This is a genomic window from Streptomyces sp. NPDC008317 (genome assembly GCF_042955955.1).
In the GTDB taxonomy this organism is placed as follows: domain Bacteria; phylum Actinomycetota; class Actinomycetes; order Streptomycetales; family Streptomycetaceae; genus Actinacidiphila.
On record NZ_JBIBFQ010000001.1, the window covers coordinates 592,484 to 618,312 of the forward strand.

The following is a 25,829-nucleotide window of genomic DNA, read 5'->3' on the forward strand; positions in this document are numbered from 1 at the left end:
AGGACCTGGAGTGGCCGTCGGTGCCGCTCGGGCTGCTGCGGGAGGCCCGGCCGTGGCGGATGTTCCGCTGTTACAAGGGGCAGCAGCACTATTCGGGCACGTACTGGTCGGCGACGGTGGGCGGCCACGTGATCTACGAGTCGCGGCTGGAGCTGGGCGGCTGCTGTTCGCCGACTTCGCCCCAGAGGTGCGGCACATCATCGCCCAGCCGTTCATGCTCAAGGCCGACGTGGATGGCAAGGTTCGCAAGCACATCCCGGACTATCTGCTGGTGACGGACGACGGGCCGGTGGTCGTGGACGTCATAGCCGCGTCACCGGCTTGAGAAGCCGGAGATCGCGTTCAGCGCACGTCTGGCCCCGTTGGTGTTCCGGTTGGCAGCCACCCCGCGCAGTTCGTTGGCTCAAAAGCGCAGAGAATGGCCACGTGACCATATTTCGCTGCGCCAACTGCCGACAGCCTCTAACGAACGAGTTGGTAGCAGGAGAGCCGGTCAGGGGCCCCGAGCGGCATCCGAGCCACGAGGTGGTCCCACCCCGGATGGCCCCAGGAAACTTCAAGGTCAACTTCGATGCCAGCCTCTTGATCCTTCACCCGGACGACGCTCCGGGGACTGCGGTTCATACCGATCCGCGGCGTCTCGCTGGTTGCTGCGGACTCGCCGGCCAGGACGGACCTAACCTCATGTGTATTGGCTGCGGTGTTGAAGTCGCCACCAAGGAGTCCGACTGCTGGACCGACAATCTTGTGGCGCTTATCGCCGCTGCAGTGACCGGTGAGCCCGAGGTGTTGTAGGCCTGGAACGTTCGACGGCCTCCCGAGGCATGGCGGCTGTGGATGATGGTGCGGTGACGAACATCAAGGACGACCACATAAAGGTCCACTTCCGGCTGGAGACAGATGAGGACGGCTGGCCGCCGGTGAGTGTGGAGAGCCTTTGGGCGGTAGACCTCGGCGACGGCACCGTGCGCTTGGAGTCACCGCTGCATGGAGGGCCACAGCCGCAGCATGACCGCCTTCTGGGCGGCGAGTCTTCCTCCCACTCCGCCGGGCAGGCTAGGTAAATGACACGGAACTGGGATTCCAGCGGATGACATGGCGTGGGATGCCCGAGAACTGACCAGGTCAGAGGCGCGGCAGATGACACCGGCCGTGGGAACCTACAACGCTGTAGGGTCTCAAATTTCGTGTCGGAATCTCACGGTCGATGTCGGATGGAAGTCGGATCCGACATCGACCGTGAGACACCGCAGTTCAGCGGAGCGCGGTGCCTGCAGGGGTGCCGGGTGTTCGTAGAGTCGCTCGGCCGAGCGAAGAAGTGGAGGAAGCATGCGGGTCGCCATTGATGGGGCACAGATCGGAAGCCAGGCGGACCTGCACCGGCTTCTTGCCGGGCCTCTGGACTTCGGTCCGTACTACGGGCACAACCTGAGCGCCCTGTGGGACCGTCTGAGCAGGGATGTTGAGCGCCCAGTCGAGATTGTCTGGGAGAACGCAGCAGTCAGTCGTGACCGCATGGGCGATGAAGCGTTCGAGGCAATCGCGTCCGTCCTGGTTCGAGCTGCCGCGGAAGACGAGTCGAACGCGCCGGACGAGAGGCTGACCGTGCGTTTCACCTGATGTGGAGTCCGGCGGCCGGCGCCGCCTGCGACTTCCGACGTGGAGCTGAGACGCTGAGCGTCCGACACAGCGTGAGACGGCGGACGGGGCCGTAGGTCATGCCCTATCGAGGGTGATCGCCCGGTTCGGCACGGAGGTGGTGCCTCGGCCGAGCCGGGCAACCGCGTTCCGGATCCTCCAAGAACTGGAGGGCCGCCATCCGCTGTTCCGGCTGAGCACGAAACGGAATCGGGACATCGCCGGCCGACCGGAGGACCGTACGGGAAGCTGCGGCGCACGCGGCCGGGCGAGTACGTGCTGATGGACACCACGCGGCCGGACGTGTTCGCGCTCGACCCGGTGACACTGCGGTGGATCCAGGCGGAGTTGACCGTTGCGATGGATTGGTACACCCGCTGCATCATCGGTTTGCGGGTGACTCCGGTGTCGACGAAGGCCATCGACGCGGCCTGACCGTCCGTGAGGCCGTTCGTGGGCGGCGGGTGGCGGGGGCGGGGTTGGTTATGGGGTGGGCGGGGTGTGGTGGTAGAGGGCTACCAGGACGCCGTGGACGGGCTGGGATTCGGTGTTTTCGGGGGTCTCGTCGACGAGTTGGGTGAGGGTGTCGCCGAGGTGTTTCGCCTGGGCGGGGCTGAGGCGGAGGTGGCGGAGGGTCAGGTGGGGGGCGACGGGTGAGCGGTCCAGTTCGTGGGCGACGGCGGCGAACATCGCGGCGGTGCCTGCCGCTTGGGGTTCGGCGACGAGCATGCGGCGGGCCGTGCGCTGGTAGGAGTGCTCGGTGCCGCCGCGGACCTGGCGGGTCTCGGCGATGTGGACGAGCCCGGCCTCGCGGAGCACTTTGAGGTGGTGGGCCACGTTGCCCTTCTTCGCGTCGAGTTGGGCCGCGAGCCGGCTGACGGTGGCGGGCCGCTGGCCCAGGGCGAAGAGCAGCCGCTGGCGCAAGGGGTGGGAGAGCGCCGCGAACTGCTCGGGCGCGCTGATCTCCAGGACGTCCTCGGGAGGCGGCGGGTAGGTCGGCTGATCGGACATACCGAAAGTGTCTAAAGTCTTTGACGCTTTCGCAAGGGCGATGCTCTACTCCCTGCCATGACGATTCCGACGAACCTTCACCCGGCCCCTGTCATCGACGAGACGGTCCGGCTGCTCACCGAGCACTACGTCTTCCCCGAGACGGCCGAGCAGCTCGCCGCCCTGCTGCGACGGCGTCTCGCCGAGGGCGCGTACGGCGTCGACGACGCCGAGGAGCTGGCCCGGCTGGTCACCGCGGACCTCCAGTCCGTCAACGGCGACCGGCACTTGAGGCTGAAGCACCACGCCGCCCCGGTCTCCCCGGAGCAGGGGGCGGCCGGCCTGGCCGCCATGCGCCGGGACTTCGACACCTCGCTGGGCGGTGTGCCCCGGCTGGAGCTGCTCGACGGCGGCGTCGCCGTACTGACGCTTGGGCCGATGCTGTTCCCGCTGGAGTGGGCCGCGGAGCCGCTGGGCGCCGCGCTCACCCTGGCCTCCCGCGCCCAGGCGCTGATCGTGGACCTTCGGGCCAACCGGGGCGGCGACCCGGACACGGTCGCCTTCGTGTGCAGCTACCTGCTGGACGAGCGCACCCACCTCAACACCATGTACTGGCGCGGCGATGAGCGCGGCGATGGGGGTGGCGATGAGCGGGGCGGCGAGCGCAACGGCGAGCGCGGCGAGCAGTCCTGGAGCCTGCCCCACGTCCCCGGTGCCCGCTTCGGCGGCAGCGGGCCGGTGTACGTGCTGTCCAGCGAGAGCACCTTCTCCGCCGCCGAGGAGCTGGCCTACGACCTGCAACAGCTCGGCCGCGCCGTCGTCGTCGGCGAGCGCACCCGCGGCGGCGCGCACCCGTGCAACGGCTGGACCGTACACCCGCACCTGGAGGCCACCATCCCCGTGGGCCGCGCGGTCAACCCCGTCTCCGGCACGAATTGGGAGGGCACCGGTGTGCGGCCGGACGTCCCCTGCGCCGCCGCCGACGCCCTGGACCGCGCGCACGCGCTGGCCCTCGCGCGACTGGCGGGCTGAGCCCTGCCGGGCGGTCAGGCCGGTTGGAAGAACGCGAGCATTCTCCGGCCGGCGTCGGGCGACGTCAGGATGTCGTGGACGCGGGCGGACTCGCGGGCGGCGGCGCCGGTGCGGGCGAACATCTCGCGTTCGTACTCCGCGACGGCGCGGGGGATGTCCTCCGGGTGCGCGGCCAGGGCGAGGCCGAGGAGGGCGCCGTCCAGGAGGGCCATGTTGGCGCCCTCGCCGACCGGTGGCATCAGGTGGGCGGCGTCGCCGATGAGCGTGACGTCCGGTGTCGACGGCCAGGTCAGGCCGACCGGGAGGGTGGTGATCGCCCGTGGCACGACGGTGTCGTCGCAGGCCGCGATCAGGGCGGTGAACCGTGGGTGCCAGCCGGGGAGCAGGTCGATCAGACGCGCCCGGGCGGCGGCGGGGTCGTCGAAGGGGATCTTGCTGGTGGCGAACCAGTCCTCGTCGGTGTTGTAGAAGCTCAGGCCGATACGGACGCGGCCGTCGCCGTTGCGCTGTGCGGCCAGCGACAGTCCGCCGCCGAGCACCCAGTAGTTGCCGCGACCGACCATGGCCGCGAGGTCGGGGTGCGTGCGGTCGATGTCGGCGATGCCGAGCTCGACGATGTTCTGGCCGATGTGCGCCGGGCGGGCGTCGGTGAGCAGGGGGCGGACCCGGGACTGCGCGCCGTCCGCGCCGACCAGCAGGTCGTACGTCGTACTGCCGCCGTCGGCGAAGCGCAGCAGGCCGTCGGCGGCGCAGGTGAACGCGTGCCCCCAGCGCACCGTGTCCTCGGGGAGGGAGTCCAGCAGCAGGTCGCGCAGGTCGGCGCGGTCGACCTCGGGGCGGTCGAGCGGGGCGTCCTCGGGGGTGTCCTCCTGGAGCAGCAGGGTGCCGTCCGGTTCGAGCAGGCGCATGTCCTGGCCTTCGCCGCGGGCTATCGCGTGGAATCGGTCGATGAGCCCGGCCTCGCGCAGTGCCCGCTGCCCGGAGTGGATGTCGAGCATGCCGCCCTGACCACGCGCGGCGCGTGACGCCTCGCGTTCGTACACGACGGCGTCGATGCCGTTGACGTGCAGCACGCGGGCGAGGGCCAGGCCGCCGAGGCCGGCCCCGACGATGGCGACGGCCGCGGTCGCAGTCGGGGTCGGGCTCGGGCCCGGGTTGGTGGTCGTTGGCATGGGTGTCCCCTTCGGTTCGATACACCGTACGAGTCGATACACTGTATCGTGACAATGCGATGTACCGTATGCGGCATGTTGGTGTGGGAGCGGCCCGAGCCGCCGAATCGACCCGTACCGGCCCCCCTGGACCGGGAGCGGATCGTCCGCGCCGCGATCGAGCTGGCCGACGCGGACGGCCTGGACGCGGTGTCGCTGCGCAAGGTCGCCACCGCGCTGGGCGTCGGACCGATGCGGCTGTACGGCTACATCGAGAGCAAGGACGAACTGCTCGACCTGATGGTCGACGCGATCCACGCCGAGATCCGGCCGGTCGGGGACACCTGGCGGGAGGTCCTGCGCTCGCTCGCCGAGACCACCCGGCAGGCCGCCCACGACCACGAGTGGCTCGCCGACCTGCTCGGCGGCCGGCCGCAGCTCGGCCCGCACGCGCTGGCCAGGGGCGAGGCCGTGGTCGCCGCGCTGGACGGGGTCCACGTGGACGCCGTCATGCCCGTGGTCACCGCGGTCGACGCCTACGTGACCGGCGCCGTCCGCCGCGAGATCGCCGCCCGCCGCGCGGAGCGGACCACCGGCCTGGACGAGAAGCGCTGGCAGGCCGCACTGGGCCCCTACCTGGAACGCACCTTCGCCACCGGCCGCTTCCCCGCCCTGTCCACCGTGATCCACGACGCCGCCCACCTCGACGCCGACCACACCTTCCGCCTCGGCCTCGACTTCCTCCTCGACGGCATCGAGGCCCACATCTCGCGCTAGGGCCGGCGCGGGCGCCGCGTCTTGAGCGCGGTCTCGAAGCTGCGGACGCAGGCGTGGTCGCCCTCGACCGCGATGCTCACCGGGGAGGCCCCGGCCCCGGCGCCCCGCGGGAGGGCACCGGAGCCGGAACGGAACCGGCTAGGTGGTCGTCCAGACGAACGTCACCGGTGCGGACGCCGCAGCCGAGGACGTACGGGCGGTGACCGTCACCGTGTACGTACCCCGCTCAGTGGCCGCGCCCGTGAACCGCCCCGCCGAGCTGAGCGAGATCCCCGGCGGGAGACCGGTCGCCGAGAAGGCCGTGCCGCTCGGGGCCTTCTGGTCCAGCGCCCAGTCCACCGCCGTGTGCAGCGGGCTGCTCATGCCGTGCGGATTGGGCACGGCGTACGAGGCGTCGCCGCCCCCCACCCGCGCCGCCGCGGCGTTCACCTGCGTCGGCACGCTGAGCGTGCCGCTCAGCGGGAGATTCCGCGACGAGTCCCCCACCAGGATCTGGTAGCTGCCCGCCGCCGTCGTCCACCCGTTGGTGCCGGTGTTCCAGTACGCCAGGTCGTGCGTGGACACCGTGAAGGTCAGCGTCTGCGACTGGCCCGGATTGAGCGTGACCCGCTGATAGCCGCGGAGCTGGTGGACCGGCTCGCCGGTGGAGGCCGGGTCGCCCACGTAGAGCTGCGCGACCTCGGTACCCGCCCGCGTCCCGGTGTTGGTCACCGTCGCGCGCACGGTGGCGTTCCCGCCGGACAGCGCGCCGACCTGGAGCCCGGAGAAGGAGAAGGTGGTGTACGACAGGCCGAAGCCGAACGGATACAGCGGCTCGATGTTCTGCGCGTCGTACCACTTGTAGCCGACCTTCAGCCCCTCGCTGTACTGCACCGTGCCGTTGGTCCCCGGCCACTGCGCCGGGGTGTGCGCGGGCACGTCCGCGAGCGACTTCGGGAAGGTGACGGGCAGCTTGCCCGACGGGTTGACGTCACCGAAGATCAGCGCCGCCATCGCCGTGCCGATCTGCTGGCCCGGATAGAAGCCCTCGAAGACGCCCGCTACCTGGTTCAGCCACGGCATGTTGATCGCCGAGCTGTTGTTGAGCACCACGATGGTGTGCGGATTGGCCGCCGCCACCTGGGCGATCATGTCGTTCTGGTTGGTCTGGGCGTTGCCGACCGGCGGCAGGTCGAGCGTGGTGGTGTCGTGCTCCTCGTTGCCGTAGTTGTCGCTGGCGAAGACGATCGCGACATCGGAGGAGCGGGCCAGCGTGACCGCCGACGCGAGATTCGACGCGTCGTTGTACTGCACGGTGGTGCCGGTGCCCGCGACCCGGTTCTGGATGCCGGTGATCGGCCAGACCGTGCCGGAACTGGTCACCGTCGCGCTGCCGCCGCCGATGGACTGCACGCCCGCGCCGCCGTCCCAGCCGATCACCGCGATCGAGTGGGTGGTGGCGGTGGACAGCGGCAGGATGCCGTTGTTCTTGAGCAGTACGGTGCCCTCCTCCGCGCCCTGGAGCGCGGTCGCCACATGCGCCGGGGTGGTGACGACGGCGTCCCGCGAACCGCTGGGCGCCTTGTCGAAGAGACCGAAGGCGAAGAACTGCGTCAGCAGCCTGCTCACCATCGTGTCCAGCGTGGCCTGGCTGACCGTCCCGTTGGCGACCGCCTGCGCGAGGAAGTCCGCGTAGAAGTAGCCGTTCGGCATCTCCACCGTCAGACCGGCGTTGGCGGACTCGACGGTGGAGTGCGCGCCGCCCCAGTCGCTGGTGATGAAGCCGCCGAAGCCCGCCTGCTGGTAGAGCCCGACGTTCATCAGCGCCGGATTCTGGCAGGCCGGTACGGAGTTGACGACGCTGTACGCGCACATCGCCGCCGCCGGCGAGCCCTGCTGCACCGCCGCCTGGAACGCGGGCAGATACAGCTCCTGCATGGTCCGGTTGTCGACGACGACCGTCCCCGCCGGATTCTCGATGTTGTAGACGGCCACGTGCTTCATCTCGGCCATCACACCCTGGCTCTGGATGCCCCGGATGTCGGCCGCCGCCAGCCGCCCGTTGAGGTACGGGTCCTCGCTGAACGTCTCGAAGGCCCGGCCCCAGCGCGGGTCGCGCACGATGTTCAGCGTCGGGCCGAGCGCCACCTGCACACCCTTGCCCGCGAACTCCGCGCCGATCGCCGCGCCGTACTGCTGCTCCAGCGCGTCGTCCCACGTCGCCGCGGACGCGTTCGCCGACGGCATCTGCGTGACGCCGCCGAGGCCGTCACCGACACCGTGCGGCCCGTCCTGGAGGCCGATGTTCGGGATGCACAGCGACGGTACGCCGGTGATGTTGCCGATGTACGGCGTCGCGTTGTTGTTGCCGTGCAGGATCGAGACCTTCTGCGCGTTGGTCATCTGCGCCATGACCTGTTGGACGCGGGTGGCCACCGGAGCCGTGGAACCGACCCACGGGCAGTTGCCGTTGCCCCCGCTCGGCGGCGGGGAGGTCGTACTGCCACCGGGCGTCAGGATCGTGAACTCCCACAGCGAGTAGCCGTACTGCGTCGCCCGCTGCGTGCCGTACATCCGCACATAGCGGCCGGTCGCGTTGAACGACAGATTCTCGGTGCCACCGGCCCCGGTCGTCGTGGAATACGCGTTGTTCCACGTGGAACCATCGGTCGAGACCTGGATCTGATACGCCTTCGCGTACGCCGTCTCCCACGTCAACTGCGCGCCGCACAGCGTCTGCGACGAGCCGAGGTCGACCTGGACCCACTGCGGGTCGGAGGCCGCGCTGGACCAGCGGGTGCCCGCGTTGCCGTCGAAGGCGGCGGAGGCGGGGGTCCCGGCGTTCTCGGTCGAGGACGCGGTGGCGGGCCTGCCGAGCGCGGCGGTCGTGGTGCCGCAGGTCGCCGGGGGCGTACCGCCGCCGGAACCGCCGTAGACCTGGAACTCCCAGAGCGAGTAACCCCATTGGGTGGCGCGCTGGGTGCCGTACATCCGCACGTAGCGGCCGGTGCCGGTGACGCTGAGCGTCTGGATGCCGCCGGTGCCGGTGGTGGTGGAGTAGACGTCGGTCCAGGCGGTCGCGTTGTCCGAGACCTGGATCTTGAAGGCTTTGCCGTACGCCGTCTCCCAGTTGAGGACGACCTGCGTGATCGGCTGCGACGAGCCCAGGTCGACCTGGAGCCACTGCGGATCGGACGCGGCGCTGGACCAGCGGGTACCGGTGTCACCGTCCACGGCGGCGCTCGCGGCGAACGCGTCCTGGACGGATGACGCGGTCGCCGGCTTGCCCTGCGAGAGCAGGGTCGGCGTCGCCGCGTGCGAGGAGGTGGGCGCCAGGGACAGATACGCCGAGGCGATCAGCACCAGCGCCATCAGCAGGACGCCCTGCGGTGACCGTGCGAGAGGGAACCGGAAACGTTTACGGTGCGCGGAGAGCCCTCGTGGGGTGACCCTCATGTGTGCTCCTACGTGTCTACGTGTCTACGTGTCGGATGACGGCTCGCGGAAGCCCGCGAGCACGGGCGCGAGAGGGTGAGAAACCGACAACGAGGGCACGTAGCGCCGTCCTTGCGGAGATCCGCGCGCGGCGAGCGCGCGGCCACGCACGTGACAAGCACGTGACAAGCACGCGGCCGGCGTGCGGCGAGGTGCGCCGCGTACGCGCGAGCCTCCGGTTGGGGGGTGGACGTCGGTGGTGCCCTGCTGCGGTGTGCGGCACCGACCCCGGTCTCGCGGCCACGATCGGCGTTCGTGCGCGGTGCGGCTGTGCGGAGGTGCGGTCGTGCGCGTGCGGTTGGTACGGCGATGCGGTCGTACGCGTGCGGCTGTGCGGCGGCCCGAGGGCGCTGTCCCGCCGCCTCGCCGGACGGCTGTGAGAGCGCTCTCTGGCCGACGTGATGTCTACGCCTGGCGAAAACCGCTGTCAAGGTTCCGCGCAGCCGTGACCGGACGGCGCCGCTTTCTTCAAGCGGGCCCAACGCGGGCCGGGGGCAACGGGGTTGCGAAGTACCGCCGTGGCGGGCACGGCCGGGCGCGGCGGCGAGTGGGATCGTAAGGGGATGGACGACAACGACGACGTCGGTGGTGGCGTGAGCGGAGACGGCCGGGACGGCGACGGGAGCGGGGCGGCCGGCGGCGACGAGGGCGGGACCGGCGGCGTCGGCCGGTTCAAGGTCGAGCTGGAGGGCGTACCGGAAACGCTGCTGTGGAATCTGTACAACCGGGCCGCCGAGGCCCGGCGGACCGGGGCGCGGCTGCTGGACGACCCGCTCGCGGTGGAGCTGGTCGACCGTATCGACTACCCCTTCGAGCGGTTCGGCGGCTCGGGCATGGCGCAGTGGCACGCGCTGCGGGTGCGGTGCCTGGACGACGAGGTACGGCGGTTCGTCGCCGAACACCCCGACGGCACGGTGGTGGCGCTCGGCGAGGGCCTCGAAACGCAGTTCTGGCGGGTGGACAACGGCCGGGTGCGCTGGCTGACGGTGGATCTGCCGGAGACGGTCGAGGTCCGAGACGTTCTGCTTCCGGACGATCCGCCACGGCGCCGTTCGCTGGCCCGGTCGGCGCTGGACCTGGGCTGGATGGACGAGGTCGACGACTCCGAGGGCGTACTGGTCACCGCCCAGGGCCTGTTGATGTATCTGCCGCCGTCCGACGTGAAACGCCTGATCGCCGCCTGCGCGGAACGTTTCCCCGGCGGCTGGATGCTCTTCGACGCCCTCCCCCGGGGGATGGTCGCCCGCAGCCAGGCCCAGGCCGACGACCGGGCCCGGGCGGACGCCCAGGCGCGGGCCGAGGCGCGCAGGGACGCGGACGCGGGCGGGACGGGGCCGGAGGCGAGCCCAGAGGCGGGGACGGAGGCGGGCGGGAGCGCGGCGCGCCCCGGCTATCGCGCGCCGCGCTGGCTGTGGGGCATGGACGGCAAGGAGTACCGCAAGGTCGCGACCGCCTCGCCGCGCATCGCCGAGGTCCGCAGCCTGCGCCTGCCGCGCGGTCGCGGCCCGTACGCCATCGCGCCCGTCTCGCATCTGATCCCGCTGCTGCGCGGGATGCGGATGTCAATTGTGTCGCTCCGCTTCGGCACCGCCGATTACCGTAACGGCGACCGTCCGTAGGGGAGTCCAGGTCGGCCGGGCGCACGGATCCGGCCACCAGGGCCGCCCCGGACCCCGTACCGAGACAAGAGGCGCGCGCCGAGTGACGACCGATTCCCAGCACCCACCGCAGTCCCCCGACCGGCCCCGGCCCGCGGCCCCCGCCCCGTACGCGCTGCCGACGCCCGGCCCCGCGCCCGCCGCGCCGGACGGTGAACTGCTGCCCGCCACCCGCCGCGCCCTGCTGCGCCGGATCGCGGTCGGCCAGGCCGAGGGCCGTACGCCGTCGATCGTCGGCGCGGTCGTACGGGACGGGCGGATGGTCTGGTTCGGCTCGCGCAGCATGATCGAGGGGCACGCGCCGGACGCCGACACGCAGTACCGGATCGGCTCGATCACGAAGACGTTCACGGCGGTGCTGGTGATGCGGCTGCGCGACGAGGGGCTGCTGGAGCTGACCGATCCGCTGGCGCGGCACCTGCCGGACCTGCCGGACGACGCGGAGGACGTGGCCGGTCTGACGATCGGCCAACTCGTCACCCACACCTCCGGCCTGGCCTCCGAGACGCCGGGCCCCTGGTGGGAGCGGACCCCCGGCGACCTGCGGCCGGAACTGGCCGACATCCTCGGCCCGGCCCCCGTCAAACACCCGGCCGGACGGCGCTACCACTACTCCAACCCCGGATTCGCGCTGCTCGGCGCCCTGGTGGAGGCCAAACGCGGCGTGCCGTGGGCCGAGGCCCTGAAGGCCGAAGTGCTCGACCCGCTGGGCATGCCGCGTACGACGGCGCTGCCGCAGGCCCCGGCCGCCGGGGGCTTCGCCGTCCACCCGTGGGCGGACGTGATGCGGCCCGAGGTCGTACAGGACACCGGACTGATGGCGCCCGCGGGCCAACTGTGGTCGACGGCCCAGGACCTGGCGCGTTGGGCGGGCTTCCTCGCGGCCGGGCACCCGGACGTGCTGGCCGCGGCGACACTGGCCGAGATGCGCGCGCCCGCCGCGCCGCCGGACGCGGCCGACCCCGACTCGGGTTACGGCCTCGGGCTCCAGCTCACCCGGCACTGCGACCGCCCGCTCGCCGGTCATACGGGCTCGATGCCGGGCTTCCTGGCCACCGTGTGGGTGAGCGTCGCGGACGGCGTGGGCGCGCTCGCGATGGCCAACTCCACCTCGGGGCCCGCGATCGGCACCATCGCCGCCGACCTGCTGGCGATCACCGCCGACGCCGAGCCCGGCCTGCCCGCGCCCTGGCGGCCCGCCGACGCGCTCGACCCGGCGCTGCTCGACCTGGCGGGCCCCTGGTACTGGGGCACGTCCGGCTACAGCCTGCGCGTCCACGCCTCCGGCGACCTCGCGCTCGCGCCGCTGACCGGCCAGGGCCGCGGCGCGCGCTTCCGCGCGGAATCCGACGGCACCTGGACCGGCCTGGAGGGGTACTACGCGGGCGAGACGCTGCGGCCGGTGCGGCGCGCTGACGGCTCGGTCGGCCATCTCGACCTGGGGTCCTTCGTGTTCACACGCGTGCCGTACGACCCTTCGGCGCCGCTGCCGGGCGGCCCTGGCCCTGGCCCTGGCCCCGGTCCTGGCTCCGGTTCCGGGCAGGGGAACTGGCCGGTGCGCTGAGGCCGTTGGCCTCGGGAGTGCGGTCGGCGCCGTCCTGAGCGCTGTCCTGCGTGCCGTTCCGCGTGCTGTCCTGCGTGCTGTCCTTCGAGCCGTCCGAGGACGGGGGCCTGAGCAGGACGGCGGCGACCGCGGCGCCGAGGGCCAGCAGTCCGGCGGCGACCACGAAGGCCAGGTGGTAGCCGCTGGTCAGGGCGGCCGGTACGGAGTGGCCCGCGGCGAGCTTCCGGTCGGTGCGGGCGGCGGCCAGGGCGGCGAGTACGGAGAGGCCGAGCGCGCCGCCGATCTGCTGGGCGGTGTTGAAGACGCCGGACAGCAGCCCGGAGTCTGCGGGGGTCGCCTCCGACATGCCCAGCGTCATCAGGGAGGGCATGGCCAGGCCGAAGCCGACGCCGAAGACCAGGATCGCCGGGAGGATGTCGGCGGGGTACGAGGCGTGCGCGGAGGGGGCCCTCGCCAGGATGAGGAAGCCGCCCGCGAAGAGCAGCAGGCTGGGCAGCAGGACGGCGCGCTGGCCGAAGCGGGCGCCGAGCCGGGCGGACAGCAGCAGGGACATCACGCCGATCATCGCGCCGGTCGGCGCCAGCGCGAGCCCGATCCGCACCGGGCCGTAGCCGAGCACCTGCTGGAGGTAGAGGCTGGTCATGAACTGGAAGCCGAAGCCGCCCGCGACCATCAGCGCCAGCACCACGTTCGCGCCCGAGACGATCCGGGAGCGGAAGATCCGCAACGGCATCAACGGCTCGGCCGCCTTGGTCTGACGGATCAGGAACCCGGCCAGCAACAGGGCGGACAGCGCCGCCAGTCCTGCGGTGGCGGGGGACGTCCAGCCCCGGCCGGTGGTCCCGACGATGGTGTAGACGCCCAGCATCAGCGCGGCGGTGACCAGGACGGCACCCGGCGCGTCGACCCCGGGACGCGCGCTCCCGGCGCGGGGCTCGCGGGGCTCACCACGGGACTCGCGGGACTCACCATTGGGCTCGTGGGGCGTGCGGGGCTCGCGTACGGCGGCCGGGCGGTCGTCGGGCAGCAGGCGCAGGCTGAGCAGGGCGGCGGCCGAGCCGATGGGGAGGTTGACGAAGAAGATCCAGTGCCAGTTGATGGCCTGGGTGAGGATGCCGCCCACGAGCAGGCCGAGGACGCCGCCCGCGGACTGCACGAAGCTGTAGACGCCCATGGCGCGGGCCCGGCCGCGGGCGTCGGGGTAGAGCGCGATGACCATGCCGAGGCTGACGGCCGAGACCATCGCACCGGCCGCGCCCTGGACGAAGCGGGCCGCGATCAGCAGCCCCGCGGAGTCCGCGAACCCGCACAGCAGCGAGGCGACGGTGAACGCCGCCAGGCCGGTGACCAGGATTCTGCGGCGGCCGAACAGGTCGCCGAGGCGCCCGGCGAGCAGCAGCAGCCCGGCGAAGGCGATGAGGTAGGCGTTGACCACCCAGGCGAGGCTCGACTGCGAAAAGCCCAGGTCACGGCGGATGGACGGCAGCGCCACATTCACGATCGTGCCGTCGAGGATGATCATCAGGGTGCCCGCGCTGAGCACCGCGAGAGCCGCGCCGCGCGACGATCCGGCGGCATGGGGACGGAGTGGCATGAGGTCGCCTCCTGGCGAAAGGGATACCAGGAGTGACCGTAGCAGATGGTTTTGTTGAAGACTATCTCTTACGGGCTTATCTTGCGGGGGCGTGCCCGGCGGTGGAGCGGTGCGCTGCGGTGCGCTGCGCTGCGGTGCGGGGTCGGGGGCGGACCGCGGCGGGGCGGGCTACTTGCGGGACTGGCGCGGGCGGCGCACTCCCTGGCCGCCGTCCGGTGCGCCCGCGGGGGTCGCGAGATGGCCGTTGACCAGCCGGTTCAGCGCGGAGACAAAGGCGGTGCGCTCGCTCTCCGGCAGCGCGCCGAGCACGTCCTCGTGCACGTGGTCGACGATCTCCTGGCCCTCGGCCACGACCTTCTCGCCCGCCGGGGTCACCTTGATGATCCGCGCGCGCCGGTCGGTCGCCGACGGCACCCGCTCGGCCAGCCCCGCCCGCTCCAACTGGTCGACGGTGACGACCATCGTGGTCTTGTCCAGGTCTGACAGCTCGGCGAGCTGCGCCTGGGTCCGCTCGGCCTCCAGCGCGTGCGCCAGCACGCAGTGGGCGCGCGGCGACATGCCGATCTCCGCGAGCGCCGCCGACATCTGGGTGGCCAGTACGTGGGCGGTGTGCTGGAGCAGGTACGACATGTCGGCGGTCCGCGCCGACAGGGGGACGTGCGCTGCGGTGGTCACGGCCTCTGCGGTCGCTGCTGTCTCTGCGGTCATGCGTCGAGACTAGCAAAATAGGTCCGCTACGGGACGATCCCGTAGTGGACCTATCGGGGGCGGCGGGACGGGACCCCGTGGAGACCTGGAGACCTGGAGACACGGACTCCGGGGACGGCGCGGCGGATAGTACGCGAAACCGTTTCTCCAGTGGTGACGCTTCGCGCTATTCGTCCGGTGCCCTCACGCAGCGTGGCACGCTCACACGGCACCGCAGGCGAGCTGAGCGAAGGATCGACCACCGGGAGTTCGGGGCCACGTGATCATGGATGCCAAGACCACCGACCCGGCCTCACCGGCGTCTCCGCAGCCCAGGGGGCGGCGCCGCAAGATCGCGCAGCCCCGGCAGGAGCCCGCCGCACCCATGACGCGGCCGGCCGCCGCGCAGCGGCAGGAGCCGGGACCAGCGCCGGAACCCGAGCCGGAGCCGCGCGCTTCGGCGCCGACCGAGCCGTCCGCGTACACACCGGCGTCGATACCGGCGTCGGCGTTCACGGCCGCATCCGCATCCGCATCCGCACCGGCACCGGCACCGGCACCCGCACCGGTACCAACACCCGCACCGGCACCCGCGTTCGTACCGCCTCCCGTACCGCGGATGCCCGGACCCGAGACGCCCGCCTCCCCGATGGCCTCCCCGGCCAGGTCCCCGTCGCCCGACGCGCTCCTCATCCGCCGCACCATGGCGGAGATCGGTCCGGTCGCGGACCGGACGGTCTCGTACTTCTACGCGCTGCTCTTCATCCACCACCCCGAGCTGCGCGACCTGTTCCCCGCCGCGATGGACGCGCAGCGCGACCGGCTGGTCAAGGCGCTGCTGACGGCGGCCGAGCACATCGACGACCCGGCGGCGCTCGGCGACTACCTGTCGCACCTGGGCCGTGGGCACCGCAAGTACGGCACCCGCGCCGAGCACTACCCGGCGGTCGGCGAGGCGCTGCTCGGGGCACTGGCCCGGTACGCGTCGGCGGTGTGGGGCCCGGAGACCGAGGCCGCGTGGGTCCGCGCGTACGCCGCGATCTCGCAGACGATGATCGACGCGGCGGCCGAGGACGAACGGCACGCGCCGCCCTGGTGGCAGGCTGAGATCGTCAGCCACGAGCTGCGGACCCCCGACGTCGCGGTGGTCACCGTACGGCCCGACCAGCCGTACGCCTTCCTCGCCGGGCAGTACACGATGGTGGAGACCCCGTGGTGGCCGCGGATCTGGCGGAACTACTCCTTCGCCGCCGCGCCCGGCGACGACGGCCTGCTGACCTTCCACATCCGCGCGGTCCCGGCGGGCTGGGTCAGCAACGCGCTGGTCGGCAGGGCCCGCCCCGGTGACGTCGTACGGCTCGGGCCGCCCTCCGGTTCGATGGTGGCCGACCACGCCTCGGACGACGGCATGCTCTGCCTCGGCGGCGGCACCGGCATAGCGCCGATCAAGGCGCTGGTGGAGGACGTCGCCCGGCACGGGCGGCGGCGCCCGGTCGAGGTCTTCTACGGCGCCCGCCGCACCAGCGACCTCTACGACCTCGACACGATGCTGCGCATGCAGCGCGAGCACTCCTGGCTGTCGGTCCGCACCGTCGTCGCCGACACCCCCAGCGACGCGCTGTCCGGGCCGCTGCCGGACGCCGTACGCGCGCACGGGCCGTGGGAGGCGTACGACGCGTATCTGTCGGGGCCGCCGGGGATGATCCGCAGCAGCGTGGACACGCTGGTGCGGATCGGGATGCCGTCGCACCGGATACGGCACGACCTCGTGCAGGAACTGGTCGCGGCGGGGGACTGACGCGACCGGCCGCCGGTCCCCTCACGGGTGTCAGCCGAGGTCGGGGCCGAGCAGGCCCAGCACCCCTTCGATGTTCGCGTCCAGGTAGTGCCGCAGGGTCAGCGGCACGATGTCGACCGAGGCCAGGCCCATGCGGCTGAAGGGCACGCGCACGATCTCGTACTCCCCGCAGGGCTCGTCGATCTCCGGGCCGTGCCGCTGGTCGAGGTCCATCGACTCCAGGCGGCAGGCGAAGAAGTACTGCACCTTCACGCCGTGCGAGCCGTCGTCCGCGATGTGCTCGACGGTGTCGACGAAGGCGGGCACCACATCGGTGACCTTGGCGCCCAGCTCCTCGTCGACCTCGCGGTGCATGGCCGCGACCACGCTCGCGTCGTCGTCCTCGACCCCGCCGCCCGGCGTGAGCCAGTACGGGGCGAGGCCGGGCTTGGTGCGCTTGATCAGTACGAGCCGGTCGCCGTCGAGAACGATGGCGCGGGCCGTGCGCTTCACCACCGGCCGGGTGGTGGGGCCGTCATGCGTGTCCGGGGGCATGGTGGACATCTGCCGCAGTGCGCGCGGCGGCAAACTTGCCGCACCGCACAATTCCCGGCGCCGCCCCGGCGAATCGGAGCGCACCCCTCCGCCGCCGTGCCACCGCCGTGCCGCCGTGCGCCCGCGCGCCCTCACCCGTACGAAGACGCGCCTGAGCGCGCGGACGACCACGCGCTCACCCGTACGAAGACGCGCCTCGCCCCCCGGCGCCCACGCCGTCACCCGTACGAAGACGCGCCTGAGCGCGCGGACGACCACGCGCTCACCCTTATGAAGACGCCGCTTCGTCCAGCGCGCGCAGCACATCGGCCACGATGTCCTCGGGGTCCTCGACACCCACCGAGAAGCGGACGAAGCCGGGCGGTACGGCGTCGCCGCCCCACCGTCCGCGGCGCTCCGCGGTGCTCTGGACGCTGCCGAAGCTGGTCGCCTCTGAGGTGAGGCGCAGCGCGGCCAGGAAGCGTTCGGCGTGGGCGCGGTCGGGGAGGGTGAAGGAGACGACGCCGCCGAAGCGCCGCATCTGGGTGGCGGCCACGGCGTGCGCGGGGTCGGACGGCAGGCCCGGGTGACGTACGTCCGTCACCTCGGCGCGGTTCAGCAGCTCACTCGCGAGGGTGAGCGCGTTCGCGGACTGCCGGTCCACGCGCAGGGCGAGCGTCGCCAGCGAACGGTGGGCGAGCCACGCCTCCATCGGCCCCGGAATGGCGCCGACCGTCTTGCGCCACTGCCTCACGCTCGCGTTCAGCCCGGCGTCGCGCGTGGTGACGTAGCCCATCAGCAGGTCACCGTGCCCGTTGAGCGCCTTGGTGCCGCTGGCCACGGAGAAGTCCGCGCCCAGGGCGAGCGGGCGCTGCCCGAGCGGCCCCGCGAGGGTGTTGTCGACGGCGACCAGCGCGCCCGCCGCGTGCGCGGCGTCCGACAGCCGGCGGATGTCGCACACGTCCAGGCCCGGATTCGACGGCGTCTCCAGCCACAGCAGCCGCGCGCCCTCCAGCGCCGCGAGCTGCCCGTCGCCGACGGTCGGCGCGAGCCGTACCGTCACGCCGTACGACTCCAGGCGCTCCCGCAGCGAGCGCGTCGCCTGGTAGCTGTCGGACGGCAGCACCACGGTGTCGCCCGCCCGCACCTGGGAGAACAGCACGGCGGCGACCGCGCCCATGCCGGAGGCGAAGGCGAGCGTCGCGGCGGCCGGGTCGCCGGGGCACTCCAGCTCCGAGACGGCCGCCTCCAGCCGCTCCCAGGTCGGATTCTCGTCCCGGCCGTACGTGTACGGGCCGCTGGCCTCGCCCGGCAGGTGGTAGTGCGAGACGAAGACCGGGCCGGGGAGCGAGGGTTCGTACGCGGTCGCCGGGGGCCGTCCCGCGTGCACGCTGCGGGTGCTGTCGCCAGCGGCCTCCGGCCGGGCGGCCTGATGCCGTTCGGCCGCCCGCTGTGCCGCTTCGTGTCCCGCGGCCCCCTGGTCGGTCCCCCGCCCGGTCTCCTGGTCGGTCCCCAGCTCGGTCTCCCGCCCGGCCCCTTGTGCCGCCCCCTGCTCGGTCCCCTTCTCAGGGTGGTGACTGGTCACTCGTCGTCCGGAAGGACGACGGCCAGCGCCCAGGAGACGATGCTGATGATCAGACCGCCGAGCACCGCGGTCCAGAAGCCGTGGACGTGGAAGTCGAGGCTGAGTTTGTCGGCCAGCCAGGAGGTCAGGAGCAGCATCAGGGCGTTCACCACCAGGGTGATCAGCCCGAGGGTGAGGATGAACAGCGGGAAGGACAGAACCTTCACGACCGGCTTCACGAGCCAGTTGACGACGCCGAAGACCAGGGCGACGAGGATGAGGGTGAGGACCTTGTGCCAGGTGCTGTCCCCGGTGAGCGTGATGTCCTTGAGCAGCCAGACGGCGACCGCGAGGGCACCGGCGTTCGCCAAGGTCTTGACGATGAAATTCTTCATGGTGTGATCGTCGCAGACCTGATCACGCAAGCAAGAGACCGGACAAGTACCGGACGGAGTCCGGACAAGGGGAGTACGCGATGAAGGTGTTCCGGCTGGACGACCTGGACGCGGAGCGGGCCGCCAACGAGGGGGCGTATCTCCGTTTCCTGCGCGAACGCACCATGTCGGCCGGGCTCTACGCGCTCAAGGCCGGGGAGAACGACCCCCAGCAGCCGCACGCCCAAGACGAGATCTACCTGGTGGTCAGCGGCCGGGCGGCGATCACCGTGGGGGAGGAGACGACCACCGTGGGTCGCGGCAGCGTCGTCTACGTACCGGCCGGGACCCCGCACCGCTTCCACCACATCACCGAGGACCTCAGGGTCATGGTGGTCTTCTCACCCCCGGAGCCCTAAGGGTGCGTTCAGGGTCGTATCCGGCCTCCTGGCCCTCCGCCGCAGGCATCGGTGGCCCTACAGTCGAAGTATCGGCGGAACACCGCCAGGACCCGAGAAGGAGAAGGAGACCGAGGACATCATGGAGAAGCTGCTGAAGGGCCTGCCGTGGTGGGTGAAGTGGGTGGCCATCCCGGTCATCGCGCTGATCGTCTTCGGCTCGCTGATCGCCAGCCTGGTGAGCATCGTCTTCGGACTGCTCTTCAAGGTGATCGTGTTCGTGGTCCTGGTCGGGGCGCTGGTGCTGGTCGTCAAGCGGGTCACCGGCGGCGGTGGCTCCTCCGGGTCGGGGCGGGACTGGTAGGTCCGGCGGGGCCGGTCGCGCCCTTGCCGCCGTTGTCGTCACCGTTCTTGCCGCCGCTCCTCTCGTGCCGGTCGGCGCTGACCACCAGCGCCGCCAGGGCCGTGGTCAGCGGCACCGAGGCGACCAGGCCGATGCTGCCCACCAGGGTGCGGACGATCTCCTCCGCCACCAGTTCGCTGCTGGCCACCCGCAGGACGCCGCTGCGCGCGATCGAGAAGAGCAGCAGCAGCGGCAGCGCGGCGCCCGCGTACGCCATCACCAAGGTGTTGACCACCGAGGCGATGTGGTCGCGGCCGATCCGCATTCCGGCGCCGTAGAGTTTGCGCCAATTCGCGCCGGGATCGGCGTCCTTCAGCTCCCACACCGCCGAGGTCTGGGTGACGGTGACGTCGTCGAGCACGCCGAGCGAGCCGATGATGACGCCCGCGAGCAGGACGCCCTTGATCTCGATGCCGGGATAGAGGCTGTGGATCACGCCCGTCTCGTCCGAGGTGTTGCCGGTCAGCCGCGCCCAGTCGATGAAGACCGAGCCCAGGACGCCGATCAGCAGCAGTGAGCAGAGCGTGCCGAGGACGGCCACCGAGGTGCGGGCGTTGACGCCGTGGCACATGTACAGCGCGATGAGCATGATGGCGCTGCCGCCGACCACCGCCACCAGCAGTGGATTGTCGCCGCGGAGGATGGCCGGAAGGATGAAGAGGGTCAAGATCCCGAACGAGACGATCAGTGCGATCAGGGCCATCAGACCGCGCAGCCGTCCGACGACGATCACCGCGACCGCGAAGATCCCGGCGAGCAGCGCGAGCGGGAAGCCGCGGTCCACGTCGGTGACCGAATAGCGCAGCCCGGCGGGGGCGTTGGGCGCGTACGCGAGGACCACGCCCTCGCCCTTGGTGTAGCGGCGGGACTGGTCGGGGTGCACGATCTCGGTGAAGGTCGTCCCCTTGTCGGGCCCCGACTCGACCTCGATGGTGGCCTTCTGGCACGTGTCGCTCGCGGCCGACGACGACTGGCCCGGGTTCTCCGCCTTGCAGGACACGTCGACCAGTCGCACCACCTTGCCCTGCCGGGTCTGCTGGTCGAAGCCGACGCCGCTGCGGGCGTGTTGGGGCGCGCCGCCCGGCCACAGCACGATCAGGCCGACGACGACGGCGGCGGCGAAGGGGACCAGGATCGCGGCGATGACCTTGCGCAGGTGCTGGGAGACCGGCGGCACGGGGCCGTGACCGTGGCCATGACTGTGGCTGTGTCCGTGACTGTGCCCGTGGCTCGCGCCGGGGCCGGGGCCGGGGCCGGGGCCAGGGCCGTGGCCGGGTCCGGGGCCGGGACTTGGGCTCTGCGGGGGCTCTTCCACGGGCTGATCATCGCAAGATCCCTGGTGCCTGTCCTCGCCGAACCGCTACCGTGGGGGCACCTTTGCAAACGCGGGAGCTCGGAGCACCGGGCTGAGAGGGCGCTGAACCTGTTGCCGGCACGGCATGACCGCCGGGACGAACGCTGCGCCGACCGCTGAACCTGTTACCGGGTAATGCCGGCGTAGGGAGTGGGTCTCATGACCATGCAGGACGCGCACACGCCTGGATCCGACGGGGACGAATCCGCCCGTACGGAGTCGGTCGGCTCGAATCGTACGGAAGCGGAGGGCTCGATCCGTACGGAGTCGGCCGCCTCGAATCGTATGGAGTCGGCCGCCTCGAACGGTACGGAAGCGGACGGCTCGAACCGTACCGAAGTGGACGGTCCCGTACGGGACATCGGCTGGCACAAGTCGTACGTCGTCGGATCGCGGCCGGACCTGCGGGTGCCGGTCCGGCAGGTGCACCTCACCAATGGGAACGACGTGACGCTGTACGACACGTCGGGCCCGTACACCGATCCGTCCGTGGAGACGGACGTCCGGCGCGGGCTCGCCCCGCTCCGGGAGCACTGGATCATCGCGCGCGGCGACACCGAGGAGTACCCGGGACGGCCGGTCCGCCCCGAGGACGACGGCCTCAAGCACACCTCGCCGCGCGGCGGGCTCCGCAATCTCGACGCGGTCTTCCCCGGCCGCCCCCGGCTCCCCCGCCGGGGCCGTACCGGGACGCCGGTCACCCAACTCGCCTACGCCAGGCGGGGCGAGATCACGCCGGAGATGGAGTACGTCGCGCTGCGCGAGAACGTCCCGTCCGAGATCGTCCGGGACGAGATCGCCGCGGGGAGGGCCGTACTGCCCGCCAACATCAACCACCCGGAGATCGAGCCGATGATCATCGGCAAGCGGTTCCTGGTGAAGGTCAACGCCAACATCGGCAATTCGGCGGTCACTTCCTCCATCGAGGAGGAGGTCGACAAGATGACCTGGGCCACCCGCTGGGGCGCCGACACGGTCATGGACCTGTCCACCGGCCGCAACATCCACACCACCCGCGAGTGGGTGCTGCGCAACTCCCCCGTCCCCATCGGCACCGTCCCGCTCTACCAGGCGCTGGAGAAGGTCGACGGCCGCGCGGAAGAGCTGAGTTGGGACGTCTACCGCGACACCGTCATCGAACAGGCCGAGCAGGGCGTCGACTACATGACGGTGCACGCGGGCGTGCTGCTCCGCTACGTCCCGCTGACCGCCCGCCGCAAGACCGGCATCGTCTCGCGCGGCGGCTCGATCATGGCCGCGTGGTGCCTGGCGCACCACCAGGAGAGCTTCCTCTACACGCACTTCGAGGAGCTGTGCGAGATCCTGGCCGCGTACGACGTCACGTACTCGCTCGGCGACGGCCTGCGCCCCGGCTCCATCGCGGACGCCAACGACGAGGCGCAGTTCGCCGAACTGCGCACTCTCGGCGAGCTGAACACCGTCGCCAAGCGGCACCAGGTGCAGACGATGATCGAGGGCCCCGGGCACGTGCCCATGCACAAGATCAAGGAGAACATCGACCTCCAGCAGGAGATCTGCGAAGAGGCCCCGTTCTACACGCTCGGCCCGCTCACCACCGACATCGCCCCCGCCTACGACCACATCACCTCCGGCATCGGCGCCGCGATGATCGCCTGGTGGGGCACCGCGATGCTCTGCTACGTCACCCCCAAGGAACACCTCGGGCTGCCCGACCGCGACGACGTCAAGACCGGTGTGATCACCTACAAGATCGCCGCCCACGCCGCCGACCTCGCCAAGGGGCACGAGGGCGCCCAGGCGTGGGACGACGCCCTCTCCGACGCGCGCTTCGAATTCCGCTGGGAAGACCAGTTCAACCTCGCCCTCGACCCCGCCACCGCCCGCGCCTTCCACGACGAGACGCTCCCCGCCGAGCCCGCCAAGACCGCCCACTTCTGCTCCATGTGCGGCCCGAAATTCTGCTCGATGAAGATCTCCCACGACATCCGCCGCGACCACGGCGGCCCAGTAGCCCCCGCCTCCGCCTCCGCCTCCGAGGCCGAGCTGGGCATGGCCCAGAAGTCCCGCGAGTTCGCCGCCGCCGGCAACCGCGTGTACCTGCCGCTGGCGGACTGACACCCGAGGGCCCCGGCACCCCGGTGCCGGGGCCCTCACCCCAGATACGGCCGCTCCCGTCCCTCCAGAAAGTGACCGACCCTGAGCCGCTGCGTGTGATGCATCGGCAGCTCGTCCACCTCCCCGGCCGCGACGAAGCGCACTTCCGTGGACTCGTCCGAGACGGCCAGCTCCCCGCCGGTGACCCGGGCGGTGAAGCAGACGTTGAACTGTCGGCGTACCTCCCCGTCCGTGTACGCGATCACGTGGCGCGGATCGGTGTACGTGCCGACGAGCCCGGTGATCTCCACGTCCAGGCCGGTCTCCTCCTTGACCTCGCGCACCGCCGTGCCGGGCAGGGAATCGGTCATCTCCATGCCGCCCCCGGGCAGCGCCCACAAGCCGTTGTCGCGGCGCCGCTGGAGCAGGATGCGACCCTGCTCGTCGGTGACGACGGCAGACGCGGCGACGACGAGACTGTTCGGTGCGGGAGCGTCCGGATCGTCGTAGAACTCGGTGCGTGCCATGGCGTCAGTGTTCCCGAGGCGCGGGCTGCGCCGTGGCCCATACGGCGTCGAAGCTGTCGGCGTAGGTGTCGAACAGGCTGCCGTCGCCGTGCTGCCGCAGGTGCCAGACGGCCCTGCGTGCCACGGTTCGGCTGGTGCGGGACCGTCCCGAGGCGGGACACCTGGCCGGGAGGGGGCGGGACAGCGGAGGGGGTCTCGTACGGTTGTGCGCGTGATGCTGATCGCAGGCGAACCGCGCAGACTCGGAGTTCCCTCGTCCGAGGCGCGGCTCAGGTTCGAAGAGGGTCCCAGGCGGGCGGGGGCGGGGGCCGGTCTCAGACTTCTGGCGCTCGACGGTGAGCCGGCGTTCGAGCGCAGCTTCTGGTGCGGGACGTGCGGGCTGCTCTTCCGGCGGCTTGAGGGTGCCCAGGGGACGCTGTCGCCGGAGGGCGTACGGGACCGTCTCGCCGGCCACCTCACGGATGTGGACGACGGCGTCCTCCAGGCGTTCGGCTCCTTGCTGCCGGAAGGCGACTACCGCCCCTTGCTGCTTCGCATCGAGCCGAGCCTGGTCTTTCCCGGCAAGGAAGGTGACTACTTCAGCGGCGAGAAGGTCGCCACATGGGGCATCGACGGGTTCTGGGGCCTCCCGGACCACCCGTGCACGCCGTATTTCCGTACGTTCGAGACACCGGTCGACAACGAGGCGCATTTCTACGAGTTCGTCGTGCCGATGGTGCCGCCGTCCTGGAACGAACGGGAGCGGGTGGCGGACTACGCCGAGCGGTTGGGAGGCGGAGCGGTACCGACGGCGGTGGCGGTGTCGACTCTGGACCGCTGCATGCCCGCGATGAACACCGGGGCGACCGACTACTACGAGCACTGGGGGCTTACGCATTTCCTGCTCGACGGCCACCACAAAATGGAGGCCGCGGCATCGACCGGGCGGCCTCTGCAACTTCTGTCCCTCTTGGCCATCGGCGAGGGCTTGAGCGAGGACGACGACCATCGCAGGCTGCTCGGATTGCGCACTCAGCAGCGCCAAGAACGCGGTGCTCGCTGATCGCCGGCACCTGCGGCCGGTGAAGACCTGGTGGACGGGCTGTTGGGGGAAAAGGGGGGTGGGGGAGAATCGGGCGGGTCGGGTGGTGGGTGGGGAAGAGGGCAGGGGATGGGGCAGGCGAGGGGTGAGGGGCGGGATATCGAGTCCGCCGTCGTGATCTATACGGCGGTGGCGAACGGCGGTGGGGCTCCGTACGCGGGGCTGGCGGGGCTGGTGGGGCTGGACGAGGGGCGGCTGGAGTCGGGGCTGCGGACCTTGAAGGGCATGGGGCTGGTCCGGCTGGTGGAGGGGCGGGTCGAGACCGTCGACCCGGACGCCGCGCTGGCGGTGGCGATGGACACGTATCTGGGCACGGCCGCGGCGCAGTTGCGGAACGCGGCGGAGCTCAGCGAGACGACGCAGGCGCTGCTGACGGTGTTCCGGCCGGCGGCGGCGCGGCTCCAGGAGCAGGTGGTCGTCCAGAACTTCGAGGACCTGGAGACCCGGCTGAGCGCGCTGGCCGACATCGACGCCACCGCGCGGGAGTCCGTGGACTCGCTGCACCCGGGCCCGATGCCGCAGGACATGGCGGTGCTGGAGCACTCCCTGGCCGGGGACGCGGCGATGGTACGGCGCGGGGTGCGGGTCCGCGCCCTGTACCCGCGCTCGCTGCTCCAGATCCCGAAGTACAGCAAGTATCTGAACGACCTGACCGACGTGGGCGTCGGCGTCCGGCTGATCGACCACGGCCCGCACGACCTGCTGGTGGTGGACCGGCACACCGTCGTCCTGCCGGGCGTCCCGCACGTACGGTCGTCGATGACGCTGGTGCGCGGCGCGGTGCTGGCCCGCTCGTACGTCTCGGTCTACGAGGACTACTGGCTGCGGGCGAAGCCGATGCCGCACATGGCGCGCGGCGGTCAAGCCACCCCCGCCCCCGACAGCGACGACGACCCCGGCGCCGCCACGGACTTCACCGACCAGGAGCGGACCATCATCCGGCTGATGGCCAACGGCTACAGTGACGACCGCATCGCCAGGACGCTGGGCGTCGCCCGGCGCACCGTGCAGCGCGTGATGACCAAGCTGATGGAACGGCTCCAGGTCTCCAGCCGCTTCGAGGTCGGCCTGAAGCTGGCCCGGCTGCTCGACCCGGACGACCTCTGACCCGGCCGCACCGTACCCCGCGGGCCGCACCGTACGGCCGTGCGCCGCCGTCCATCCACCGCATCCGGG

At 71.5% G+C, this 25,829-nt stretch carries 22 protein-coding genes, 2 pseudogenes and 1 riboswitch; of the genes and pseudogenes, 13 read left to right on the forward strand and 11 right to left on the reverse strand.

Annotated elements, in window-relative coordinates; all coding sequences use genetic code 11:
* Positions 1-52: 52 nt before the first annotated feature.
* From ACFY9V_RS02440 to ACFY9V_RS02450, 3 genes and pseudogenes are all read left to right on the forward strand, one after another.
* The gene (locus ACFY9V_RS02440; protein WP_391158860.1) at positions 53-325 is read left to right on the forward strand and encodes a hypothetical protein; all 273 of its coding nucleotides are present in this window, start codon (positions 53-55) and stop codon (positions 323-325) included.
* A gap of 1,004 nt (positions 326-1,329) precedes the next feature.
* Entirely contained in the window at positions 1,330-1,620 is a 291-nt protein-coding gene (locus tag ACFY9V_RS02445) for a barstar family protein (protein ID WP_391158861.1), read from the forward strand.
* Positions 1,621-1,726: 106 nt separating this feature from the next.
* A pseudogene (locus ACFY9V_RS02450) lies at positions 1,727-2,070 on the forward strand (transposase); the annotation flags it as partial.
* Between the two features lie 51 nt (positions 2,071-2,121).
* On the opposite strand, the gene ACFY9V_RS02455 reads toward ACFY9V_RS02450, so the two are convergent.
* On the reverse strand, positions 2,122-2,649 hold the full coding sequence (locus tag ACFY9V_RS02455; protein ID WP_355336643.1) for a winged helix-turn-helix domain-containing protein: 528 nt from the start codon (positions 2,647-2,649) through the stop codon (positions 2,122-2,124).
* 57 nt (positions 2,650-2,706) lie between these two features.
* Here ACFY9V_RS02455 and ACFY9V_RS02460 point away from each other — a divergent pair, with 57 nt between their 5' ends.
* Positions 2,707-3,660: a S41 family peptidase gene (locus tag ACFY9V_RS02460; RefSeq protein ID WP_391158862.1), complete on the forward strand. Its 954-nt coding sequence runs from the start codon at positions 2,707-2,709 to the stop codon at positions 3,658-3,660.
* Positions 3,661-3,674: 14 nt separating this feature from the next.
* Here the strand turns inward: ACFY9V_RS02460 and ACFY9V_RS02465 are convergent, their stop codons facing one another.
* Positions 3,675-4,832, reverse strand: a complete 1,158-nt coding sequence (locus tag ACFY9V_RS02465; RefSeq protein WP_391158865.1) for an FAD-dependent monooxygenase — start codon at positions 4,830-4,832, stop codon at positions 3,675-3,677.
* Between the two features lie 75 nt (positions 4,833-4,907).
* Here ACFY9V_RS02465 and ACFY9V_RS02470 point away from each other — a divergent pair, with 75 nt between their 5' ends.
* Positions 4,908-5,588 carry a TetR/AcrR family transcriptional regulator C-terminal domain-containing protein gene (locus ACFY9V_RS02470; protein WP_391042063.1) on the forward strand — a complete coding sequence of 227 codons (681 nt, stop codon included), beginning with the start codon at positions 4,908-4,910 and terminating at the stop codon, positions 5,586-5,588.
* 138 nt (positions 5,589-5,726) lie between these two features.
* On the opposite strand, the gene ACFY9V_RS02475 is transcribed toward ACFY9V_RS02470, so the two are convergent.
* Entirely contained in the window at positions 5,727-9,023 is a 3,297-nt protein-coding gene (locus ACFY9V_RS02475; protein ID WP_391158866.1) for a discoidin domain-containing protein, read from the reverse strand.
* Positions 9,024-9,625: 602 nt separating this feature from the next.
* Here ACFY9V_RS02475 and ACFY9V_RS02480 point away from each other — a divergent pair.
* Both ACFY9V_RS02480 and ACFY9V_RS02485 read left to right on the forward strand, forming a co-directional pair.
* Positions 9,626-10,681 carry a class I SAM-dependent methyltransferase gene (locus ACFY9V_RS02480; protein WP_391158868.1) on the forward strand — a complete coding sequence of 352 codons (1,056 nt, stop codon included), beginning with the start codon at positions 9,626-9,628 and terminating at the stop codon, positions 10,679-10,681.
* Between the two features lie 196 nt (positions 10,682-10,877).
* Positions 10,878-12,284 carry a serine hydrolase gene (locus ACFY9V_RS02485; protein WP_391159551.1) on the forward strand — a complete coding sequence of 469 codons (1,407 nt, stop codon included), beginning with the start codon at positions 10,878-10,880 and terminating at the stop codon, positions 12,282-12,284.
* Here ACFY9V_RS02485 and ACFY9V_RS02490 read toward each other — a convergent pair.
* Positions 12,175-13,878, reverse strand: a complete 1,704-nt coding sequence (locus ACFY9V_RS02490; RefSeq protein WP_391158871.1) for an MFS transporter — start codon at positions 13,876-13,878, stop codon at positions 12,175-12,177. The genes ACFY9V_RS02485 and ACFY9V_RS02490 overlap by 110 nt on opposite strands.
* Positions 13,879-14,046: 168 nt before the next feature.
* On the reverse strand, positions 14,047-14,508 hold the full coding sequence (locus ACFY9V_RS02495; protein WP_355336767.1) for a MarR family winged helix-turn-helix transcriptional regulator: 462 nt from the start codon (positions 14,506-14,508) through the stop codon (positions 14,047-14,049).
* 676 nt (positions 14,509-15,184) lie between these two features.
* Between ACFY9V_RS02495 and ACFY9V_RS02500 the strand changes: the two genes are divergently transcribed.
* Positions 15,185-16,363: a globin domain-containing protein gene (locus tag ACFY9V_RS02500; protein ID WP_391158872.1), complete on the forward strand. Its 1,179-nt coding sequence runs from the start codon at positions 15,185-15,187 to the stop codon at positions 16,361-16,363.
* A gap of 30 nt (positions 16,364-16,393) precedes the next feature.
* Here the strand turns inward: ACFY9V_RS02500 and ACFY9V_RS02505 are convergent, their stop codons facing one another.
* From ACFY9V_RS02505 to ACFY9V_RS02515, 3 genes are all read right to left on the reverse strand, one after another.
* Complete coding sequence (locus tag ACFY9V_RS02505; protein ID WP_355336765.1) at positions 16,394-16,897, reverse strand: NUDIX hydrolase; 504 nt, start codon at positions 16,895-16,897, stop codon at positions 16,394-16,396.
* 268 nt (positions 16,898-17,165) lie between these two features.
* The gene (locus tag ACFY9V_RS02510; RefSeq protein ID WP_391159553.1) at positions 17,166-18,266 is read right to left on the reverse strand and encodes a cystathionine gamma-lyase; all 1,101 of its coding nucleotides are present in this window, start codon (positions 18,264-18,266) and stop codon (positions 17,166-17,168) included.
* A 191-nt stretch (positions 18,267-18,457) separates the two neighbouring features.
* Complete coding sequence (locus tag ACFY9V_RS02515; RefSeq protein ID WP_355336636.1) at positions 18,458-18,835, reverse strand: phage holin family protein; 378 nt, start codon at positions 18,833-18,835, stop codon at positions 18,458-18,460.
* 80 nt (positions 18,836-18,915) lie between these two features.
* On the opposite strand from ACFY9V_RS02515, the gene ACFY9V_RS02520 reads away from it, so the two are divergent.
* Both ACFY9V_RS02520 and ACFY9V_RS02525 read left to right on the forward strand, forming a co-directional pair.
* On the forward strand, positions 18,916-19,233 hold the full coding sequence (locus ACFY9V_RS02520; RefSeq protein ID WP_355336635.1) for a cupin domain-containing protein: 318 nt from the start codon (positions 18,916-18,918) through the stop codon (positions 19,231-19,233).
* A gap of 121 nt (positions 19,234-19,354) precedes the next feature.
* Positions 19,355-19,576, forward strand: a complete 222-nt coding sequence (locus tag ACFY9V_RS02525) for a DUF5326 family protein (protein WP_355336634.1) — start codon at positions 19,355-19,357, stop codon at positions 19,574-19,576.
* Here the strand turns inward: ACFY9V_RS02525 and ACFY9V_RS02530 are convergent.
* On the reverse strand, positions 19,533-20,930 hold the full coding sequence (locus ACFY9V_RS02530; protein ID WP_391158875.1) for a YibE/F family protein: 1,398 nt from the start codon (positions 20,928-20,930) through the stop codon (positions 19,533-19,535). The genes ACFY9V_RS02525 and ACFY9V_RS02530 overlap by 44 nt on opposite strands.
* A 60-nt stretch (positions 20,931-20,990) precedes the next feature.
* Positions 20,991-21,136: riboswitch (TPP riboswitch) on the forward strand.
* 118 nt (positions 21,137-21,254) lie between these two features.
* Between ACFY9V_RS02530 and thiC the strand changes: the two genes are divergently transcribed.
* Positions 21,255-23,066, forward strand: a complete 1,812-nt coding sequence (gene thiC / locus ACFY9V_RS02535; RefSeq protein ID WP_391159554.1) for a phosphomethylpyrimidine synthase ThiC — start codon at positions 21,255-21,257, stop codon at positions 23,064-23,066.
* 35 nt (positions 23,067-23,101) lie between these two features.
* Here the strand turns inward: thiC and ACFY9V_RS02540 are convergent, their stop codons facing one another.
* Positions 23,102-23,572 carry an NUDIX domain-containing protein gene (locus tag ACFY9V_RS02540; RefSeq protein ID WP_391158878.1) on the reverse strand — a complete coding sequence of 157 codons (471 nt, stop codon included), beginning with the start codon at positions 23,570-23,572 and terminating at the stop codon, positions 23,102-23,104.
* Positions 23,573-23,576: 4 nt separating this feature from the next.
* Positions 23,577-23,681: pseudogene (locus ACFY9V_RS02545) on the reverse strand (XRE family transcriptional regulator); the annotation flags it as partial.
* A 105-nt stretch (positions 23,682-23,786) separates the two neighbouring features.
* Between ACFY9V_RS02545 and ACFY9V_RS02550 the strand changes: the two are divergent.
* Positions 23,787-24,614, forward strand: coding sequence for a hypothetical protein (locus ACFY9V_RS02550; protein ID WP_391159556.1), 828 nt, complete (start codon positions 23,787-23,789; stop codon positions 24,612-24,614).
* 108 nt (positions 24,615-24,722) lie between these two features.
* Positions 24,723-25,760, forward strand: coding sequence for a LuxR C-terminal-related transcriptional regulator (locus tag ACFY9V_RS02555; protein ID WP_355336628.1), 1,038 nt, complete (start codon positions 24,723-24,725; stop codon positions 25,758-25,760).
* Positions 25,761-25,829 lie beyond the last annotated feature (69 nt).